This is a genomic window from Nocardia sp. CC201C (genome assembly GCF_030010695.1).
Taxonomy (GTDB): domain Bacteria; phylum Actinomycetota; class Actinomycetes; order Mycobacteriales; family Mycobacteriaceae; genus Nocardia; species Nocardia otitidiscaviarum.
The window spans coordinates 1-1219 of record NZ_JASCXP010000733.1 but is presented as its reverse complement, the minus strand read 5'-3'; the positions used below and the strand labels follow the sequence as shown (position 1 = coordinate 1219).

The window sequence follows — 1219 nt, the reverse complement described above, 5'->3', positions numbered from 1 at the left end:
AATTCTGCCGCGCCGCCCGCCGACGCGTCCTCCCACGCCACCGCACCCGGCACGGTGTACCCGAGCCGCGACACCGCGACCGTGGCCCGCACGCTCGGCAATCCCGCTCGGACCGCCGCGATCTCGGCCCGCCGGTCGTGTTCCCTGCCGCCGTAGCGGTAGCCGTCGGCGGTCACCAGCACCACCGGCTCCAACTGCCCGAGCCGGTCCAGCGCCGCCTGCGGGGAGTAATCCTGCCCGCAGGCGCTCCAGATCGCGCCGATGCTCGCGGTGGCCAGGAAGGCGATCACCGCCTCCGGGATATCGGGCAGGTATCCGGCGACCCGGTCTCCGGCCCGCACCCCGTGTGCCCGCAGGGTGCGGGCGAAAGCGTCGGTGCGAGTGAGCAGTTCGGCCCAGCTCAGCTCGCGCAGGGGTGCGTCCTCGCCGATATCGAGAATCGCGGGCCGGTCGGTGCGGGCCTGGCGTGCCACCCGATCGACGTAGTTCAGTCGCACCTCGGGGAACCACCGCGCCCCCGGCATGGTCGGCTCGGCCAGTGCCTCGCCCGGTGCCGCGCCGAGATCGAAGTAGTCCCACACGGCGCGCCAGAATCCCGCGATGTCGTCCACCGACCACTGCCAGAGCGATCGGTAGTCGGGGAATTCGAGACCCGTTCGGGCGGTGACGAAGCGGGCGAAGTCGGTGATGCGCGCCGTCTCGATATCGGCGGCGCTCGGCGTCCACGGCGCCGCGGTCGTTTCGGTCATCGTGCGCTCCACCCGCCGTCCATGGTGTAGGACGCGCCGGTCACCATGCCCGCCGCGGCCGAGGTGAGCCAGCCGACCAGCTCGGCGACCTCTTCCGGTTCGATGAGCCGTTTGATCGCGTTCTCGGTCAACAGAATCCGCTCCACCACCTGCTGCTCGGGGATGCCGTGCGCGGTCGCCTGATCGGCGATCTGCCTGTCCACCAGGGCGGTTCGCACATAGCCGGGATTGACGCAATTGCTCGTCACCCCGTGCGGTCCGCCCTCGAGCGCGGTCGCCTTGGACAACCCCTCGAGGGCGTGTTTGGCGGTGACATAGGCGGACTTGTACGCCGAGGCGCGAATCCCGTGCACGGACGAGATATTCACGATCCGCCCGAACCTGCGCTCGTACATGGCGGGCAGCGCCGCGCGGACGAGCAGAAACGGGGCCTCCACCATGAGCGCGAGCATGGCGCGGAACCTTTGCGG

General features: G+C 70.5%; 2 protein-coding genes. Both read right to left on the bottom strand.

The window, feature by feature from the left end:
• Positions 1-749: AMP-binding protein (locus QK444_RS36370; protein WP_282786667.1), on the bottom strand; the 749-nt coding region annotated here is incomplete at its 3' end.
• The coding region (locus QK444_RS36365; protein WP_282786666.1) for an SDR family oxidoreductase at positions 746-1219 on the bottom strand (474 nt) is incomplete at its 5' end. The genes QK444_RS36370 and QK444_RS36365, both read right to left, overlap by 4 nt.